At 54.1% G+C, this 5,836-nt stretch carries 7 protein-coding genes and 1 pseudogene; 3 read left to right on the top strand and 5 right to left on the bottom strand.

Going from position 1 to position 5,836, the window contains the following annotated elements; translation table 11 throughout:
• Positions 1-287 (bottom strand): phosphoglycerate kinase (gene pgk / locus MVD07_RS07170; protein WP_297500143.1); only part of this gene is annotated, 287 nt, incomplete at its 3' end.
• Positions 288-570: 283 nt separating this feature from the next.
• On the opposite strand from pgk, the gene MVD07_RS07165 reads away from it, so the two are divergent.
• The 3 genes from MVD07_RS07165 to MVD07_RS07155 all read left to right on the top strand — a co-directional run bounded on the left by MVD07_RS07165 (position 571) and on the right by MVD07_RS07155 (position 1,854).
• Positions 571-912 (top strand): restriction endonuclease, encoded by a 342-nt coding sequence (locus tag MVD07_RS07165; RefSeq protein WP_297500140.1) that lies wholly within the window; start codon positions 571-573, stop codon positions 910-912.
• Positions 913-1,255: 343 nt separating this feature from the next.
• Positions 1,256-1,483 carry a hypothetical protein gene (locus MVD07_RS07160; protein ID WP_297500137.1) on the top strand — a complete coding sequence of 76 codons (228 nt, stop codon included), beginning with the start codon at positions 1,256-1,258 and terminating at the stop codon, positions 1,481-1,483.
• The gene (locus tag MVD07_RS07155; protein WP_297500134.1) at positions 1,480-1,854 is read left to right on the top strand and encodes a hypothetical protein; all 375 of its coding nucleotides are present in this window, start codon (positions 1,480-1,482) and stop codon (positions 1,852-1,854) included. Before MVD07_RS07160 ends, MVD07_RS07155 begins: the two co-directional genes overlap by 4 nt.
• A 271-nt stretch (positions 1,855-2,125) precedes the next feature.
• Here the strand turns inward: MVD07_RS07155 and MVD07_RS07150 are convergent, their stop codons facing one another.
• From MVD07_RS07150 to MVD07_RS07135, 4 genes and pseudogenes are all read right to left on the bottom strand, one after another.
• Complete coding sequence (locus MVD07_RS07150; RefSeq protein WP_297500132.1) at positions 2,126-2,737, bottom strand: hypothetical protein; 612 nt, start codon at positions 2,735-2,737, stop codon at positions 2,126-2,128.
• A 161-nt stretch (positions 2,738-2,898) separates the two neighbouring features.
• A complete protein-coding gene (locus tag MVD07_RS07145; RefSeq protein ID WP_297500130.1) occupies positions 2,899-4,587 on the bottom strand; it encodes a methylmalonyl-CoA mutase family protein in 1,689 nt (562 codons plus the stop codon).
• Positions 4,588-4,674: 87 nt separating this feature from the next.
• Entirely contained in the window at positions 4,675-5,472 is a 798-nt protein-coding gene (locus MVD07_RS07140) for an ABC transporter permease (protein WP_297500127.1), read from the bottom strand.
• Positions 5,469-5,836: pseudogene (locus tag MVD07_RS07135) on the bottom strand (ABC transporter ATP-binding protein); the annotation flags it as partial. The pseudogene MVD07_RS07135 and the gene MVD07_RS07140, both read right to left, overlap by 4 nt.

Below are 5,836 nucleotides of genomic sequence, written 5' to 3'. Positions count from 1 at the left end.
CTCGCGAGCTTTCCAAAGATATCCTCAACGTACTCGACCTCCTGACCGAGGAGACCGCTCAGTATCTCCGCGTGCTCCTCGGTGGTTACGTAGTCCCCCTTGTAGGGCCTGCTCTGGTGGGTCGCTACCACGAGCTTTGCCCCGCTGTCGAGGAGGTACTTTATTGTCGGAAGAACGGCCCGGAAGCGCGCATCGCTGGCTATCCTCCCGTTCTCGATCGGCGAGTTGAGGTCAACCCTTAGAAAGACGGTTCTGTCCGAGAAGTCGAAGTCGGTGAGCCTGAACATTGAATCACCATCCGCATGTAAAAACATGGAATTAAAAAGGCTTTGTTCGGCAAGTCCCGGGTGGAGAGGGAGATTTTTAAACTCTCCCTCCAAACGTTGATTATGCCTCTGGTGATCACGATGAACTGGGACTCAAGTCTGGTGAGGAAGCTCCCGAGGGGAACCCTCATAGAGGCCCTCACCGAACTTCTGGGGAGGATGGGCTTCAGGGGCTACGAGAAGGTCAGCGGGGAGCGTTGTTGCAGTAAGGGAGGACGAGATAGCGGGTACCGAAAAAATTGTCATGAAGGTTCACGAGGGTGGACTCGCATCGTCGAAGGACGTGAACGTTTTTGCCGGCATTGTTGACAAATACAAAGCCGATAGGGGCATTCTCGCTTCTCCGACCGGTTTCACGAAGGGCGCAAGAACCGTGGTTGCTAGGAACTACCGTGGGAGGATAATCCTATGGGACGGCGAGAAGCCGGCTGGCCTCTTCTCGAACTACGGGGTCGAGGTAAAGGTCGAGCTCCCGGAGGAGAGTGAGGAGGAGAAGGAGGAAAGCTGGCCAGGTTTGAGCTTGACGCCCCGCTCCTCTTCGACTTCTCCCCGGAGGACGTCCTTGAAAAGGTCGCGAAGGCTATAAGCGCCCGCTACCCTGTGAAAGCTGAGGAGGTCTCGCTCGACTCGCTGAAGATGACGCTCTCGACGGCCTACATACTCTCATAGAGTCTTGAGGAGAGGGGAGAAAAAGACAGGGCGCTCGTCTTCTCACAAGATGAGATCGTCCCAAAACCTCGGAGAGTAAATTTGCAACGCCCGTAAAGAAGGCCTTCCTCAACGACAGGTCAGCCGTCGTCGCCAGCGAGAAAGAAATCATAGCTCCCGTCACTCCGAGTGAGTCGGTTCTCATCCTCAAGGAGAGGCTCTCCAAGAAGCTTGGCGTTCCAGAAAGCTCGATAAGGATAACCGACAGGAAGAAGGGCTACGTGCCCAAACTGGCCAAACTTGAACTGTCAGTCGGCAAAAACAGGGGAAAAGTGAACATCAGAACCGGCAAGGTCTCCTTCGAGATAGGGCCCCTTCCGGATGAGTACTTCCTTGGGAAACCCCGAGAGCTCGTGAGAAGGAAGGCCGGCGAAGAGGCAGGGTTCTCGACCACAAGTTCCTTGAGCTTAACCTTGAGGGCGAGTGCGGAAAGATCAGGCTCAAGGTGAACAGGGAGAGCGGGGACATCCTCGACTACGTGGTGGAGGTAACCCCTGAGAAGGCCCGGGAAATCTCCCTCAAAAGATACGAAGGTTACAGGGTTCTCGACGTCAAGGGAAAGGAGAAGGCCTACACGGTAACGCTGGAGGACGAACACCACAGGGTGACCGTGAGGATAAGCGCGGACGGTAAGGTCATCGAGGAGACCGACAGGGTTCTCCGCGATGACCTAGCGAGAGAAATTGCCATCAGGAGGATAAAGGAGATAGACGAGACGGCCGAGCTAAGGGACTTTCCCCCGACGGCCACTGGATTGCGGAGTTTCAGGGGAGCACGAAGGTCGGAAGGCTCATTCTCGACAGGGTCACCGGAAACCTGAGGGAGAGCGAGGTTCACTTTACAGAGATTGCCCTTGAGAGGAACTACCACGAGCACCTGAGGAAGGCCTATGGGGAGGTCGAGCTGAAGACCGAAGGCTTACCCACTACAAGGAGGACGGCTACGCCCACATAAAGGTCACCGGAAAGAGCCACGTCTACTACGCCAGAATAGACACGAGAAGCGGGAAGATAATAAGCGGGGACAGGGCATCGTTAAAGAGCTTAACGGCAAAGCTGAAGCAGATTCAGCTCGAAAGCAGATACAAGTGATTATGCCATCAGCATGTTCTCTATCATCTTTATGGCCTCAGCTATCTTCCTCTCCGGCCCCTCGTCGTTCCTCGGTATCTCAAGGTTTATCACTAACCTCTCCTCTTTTCCGTCGTCGAAGTCGTAAATCTCAAGCTCCTCGACCTCAACGTCCTCGAATATGCTCTCAAGCTCAGGGCTTAGGACTTTTCCCTCGTTGCCGTAAACTTCAACGCGGACAACGTCATCGGTCGTTGATGCAACAACCACTATCTCGTAGTGCCCAACCTTCTTGGTGAAGCGCAGGGCACTTCCATAGCCTTCAACGCTCTCCTTGAAGCCGAGCTGGAGCATGGTAGAGCGTATCGCCTCGGTCTTGCTCCTTATCCTGTTCAGGACCCTCTCGCGGAGCTTGTAGCTCTCCTCAAGGGCCTTCTTTATTCCCTCACCGGCCCTCTCAACGGGGCCCTCCCATATACCGATGATCCTTATACCGGATGAAGTCGGTTTGAGCTCTATCTTGAGTGAATCAACGTCAAAGTCTCGCAGGTCGTTTATCTTGAGCTCGCCGAGGGTGAGTATATCAAACTCAATCCTCACGGTGCTGCCAAAGGCTTTGCCCCTGAACTTCACCCCCCATCACCACGGGACGCTCTGGCTAACGGTTTAAAAACCCTTCCCTTCGCCGGTCTCCTTTCGAGAGCTTCGAAAATTATTCAGAGAAGGAGCTGAAGAATTTTCAGGCAGGAAGAAGTTGAGGAAAATCGAAAATAATTGAAAGTTCCGAAGGCAGCTCAGAATACCAGTGGCGCTCTGTACTCGCCCCATATCTCCCTCAGGACGTCGATAACCTCCCCGAGCGTCGCAAGGTGCCTGTGGGCCTCTATGATATAGGGCATGAGGTTCTCGTCCTCGGTTTCAGCAGCTCTCCTCAGCCTGTCGAGGGCCTCCTCGACCTTCCTGTTGTTCCTCTCGCTCCTCAGCCTCTTGAGCCTCGCTATCTGCTTCTCCCTTATGCTCGGGTCGACCTTGAGTATCTCTGCCTCTATGGGCTCGTCCGTATGGAACTTGTTGACGCCGACGATTATCCTCTTTCCTTCTTCGATTTCCTTTTGATACTTGTAGGCGGCATCAGCAATCTCCTTCTGGATATAACCCCTCTCAATGGCGCGCATCATTCCGCCCATCTTCTGGATCTTCTCGATGTACTTCAAAGCCTCTTCGTAGATGTGGTCGGTGAGCCACTCGATGTAGTAGCTTCCTCCGAGGGGGTCAACTGTGTCAGCGACACCGCTCTCGTAGGCTATGATCTGCTGTGTCCTTAGGGCAATCCTGACGCTCTTCTCCGTTGGAAGCGAGAGGGCCTCGTCGTAGCTGTTGGTGTGTAAACTCTGAGTTCCACCGAGAACTGCCGCGAGAGCCTGAATTGCAACTCTAATTATGTTGTTCTCAGGCTGCTGGGCTGTGAGCGTTGAGCCCGCTGTCTGGGTGTGGAAGCGGAGCATCATGGAGCGCGGGTTCTTGGCGTTGAACCACTCCTTCATTATGTATGCCCAGAGTCTTCTGGCTGCCCTGAATTTGGCGATCTCCTCAAGGAAGTTGTTGTGGGCATTAAAAAAGAAGCTCAATCTTGGAGCGAACTTATCGACGTCCATTCCCCTGTCTATTACGGCCTTAACGTACTCTATTCCGTCGCCGAGGGTGAAGGCAACCTCTTGGACTGCGTTAGCACCGGCCTCACGGATGTGGTACCCGCTTATGCTTATCGAGTTCCACTTGGGGATGTTCTCGGCGCAGTACATTATGATATCAGTGGTAAGCCTCATGCTCGGCCCGGGCGGGAATATGTAGGTACCCCTCGCTATGTACTCCTTCAGGATGTCGTTCTGAACGGTTCCGCGGAGCTTGTCCTGGGTAACGCCCTGCTTTTCAGCCACGAGGATGTACATCGCGAGAAGGTTAGCAGCTGTGGAGTTTATCGTCATGCTCGTGGAGACCTTATCGAGAGGGATGCCGTCGAAGAGTATCTCCATGTCCCAGAGCGAGTCAATGGCAACTCCAACCTTACCGACCTCACCCTCTGCCATGGGGTGGTCGGAGTCGTAGCCAAGCTGAGTCGGCAAATCGAAGGCGACGCTAAGGCCCGTCTGCCCCTGGCTGAGGAGATACTTGTAGCGCTTGTTGCTCTCTTCGGCGGTTGCGTAACCGGCGTACTGCCTCATCGTCCAGAACCTACCCCTGTACATCGTGGCGTAAACACCGCGCGTGAAGGGATATTCCCCGGGGAAGCCGAGCTTCTCTAGGTAGTCCCACCCTTCGCCGAGGTCAGTGGGAGTGTAGAGCCTCTTAATCTCGAACCCGTCATCGGTCATGAACTTCTCCTTTCTCTCGGGTCTCTTCTCGATGAACTTCCTAACTGTTGTTTCCTCCCAGCGCTTCTCCTCCTTGCGAATCTTGGCGAGCTTCTCCTTATCGAAGGTCATTTCTGGTCACCTGCCCCTAATTGGGCACCGAAGTATAAAACCTTTTACATAGCTCAAGGTCTCCCTTGGTATTGGATAAAAAGTCCATTAGTCCGGGAAGTCGCGCCTCACGAGGATTGCCCACGCGGGCAGGAGCATCGCAATGGTCAGGGCAATAAAGAATATTGCTGAATGGGACGGAACACCGACAAAACTGGAGATCTTATCAAAGCCCGCCTTGAGGAGAACCGCGGTCTGATAGGTGAAAGTATAACGCTCGGCGTTCTGGAGGTAGGGTATCTGCGGAACGAGGAACTGGAGTATGAAGACTACTCCAAAGGTCGCGAGTGAAGCGTAGAGGGGCCTGTTGACGATAACAGAGATGAACATCGAGAGAGCGCCAAGGAGGGCCAGGATAAGGACACTCACTCCAAGGACGAGCAGGAGGTCGGGAAGCCCCTTCCAGAGACCGTCGAGGCCGGTCTTGTAAACTACCGGGTTGTAGAGCCAGACCGTCGCGTAGGGAACCCCAAAGAGGACCGCGAGGGCCGAAATCCCAGCCAGGAACTTCGAGGCTATGAGAGTGCTTAGCCTAAGGGGCTTCGCAAGGAGAAGCCTTATAGTGCCCCCCTCCATCTCGCTCGCCAAAAGGTCGCACATGAGTATTATCGCTATGAGCTGACCGATTATCCCGAGCCAGTAATTGGGGAGCAGGTTGAGCATCATGGCCTCAAAGGCCTTCAGCATGGGGTTGATGCCATCCCCAGCTGGGTTCGGGCTTAGAATGTATATGAGTGACGGGAAGAGGGTTACCACGAAGAGAATTTTGAAACGCCGAGAGCGGAGGATTCTACGCAGTTCACTCTCGAAAACGACCCAGAATCCGGTTTCAAAGAAGGTATTCATTCCTTCCACCCCACGTTGAAGCGCTTCATAAGGATCCTCTCAAGGGGACTCGTGTGTGGCTTGAAGAGCCGGAGGGCGAGCTTTTCACTGGCTATGAACGCTGGAGCTTCAATGAAGAACTCCTCAGCAAACCTCTCGTCGAGCTTCACCCTTAGGATACCCTCTTCCTCCCAAGCTTCCCTTACGTAAACCTTGTCCCGGAGGAAGGCTAAGAGCTTCTCATTGTCCGAAACGAGCGCATCATAATCCGTTCCCTCCACCCTTGCTAAGTCCCTTACCCTGCCCTGCTCGATGAGCTGGCCGTCCTTTATAAGCCCAACGTAGTTGCATGTCTTCTCGATTTCGCTAACTATATGCGAGCTCA

It is taken from the genome of Thermococcus sp., assembly GCF_027008145.1.
Taxonomy (GTDB): Archaea; Methanobacteriota_B; Thermococci; order Thermococcales; family Thermococcaceae; genus Thermococcus.
This window is presented reverse-complemented; position numbering and strand designations above follow the sequence as displayed.

What these genes read in the sequence shown, in the direction of transcription:
- MVD07_RS07140 (WP_297500127.1), bottom strand. Translation starts at nt 5,472, where the DNA reads ATGAATACCTTCTTTGAAACCGGATTCTGGGTCGTTTTCGAGAGTGAA.
- MVD07_RS07145 (WP_297500130.1), bottom strand. Translation starts at nt 4,587, where the DNA reads ATGACCTTCGATAAGGAGAAGCTCGCCAAGATTCGCAAGGAGGAGAAG.
- MVD07_RS07165 (WP_297500140.1), top strand. Translation starts at nt 571, where the DNA reads ATGAAGGTTCACGAGGGTGGACTCGCATCGTCGAAGGACGTGAACGTT.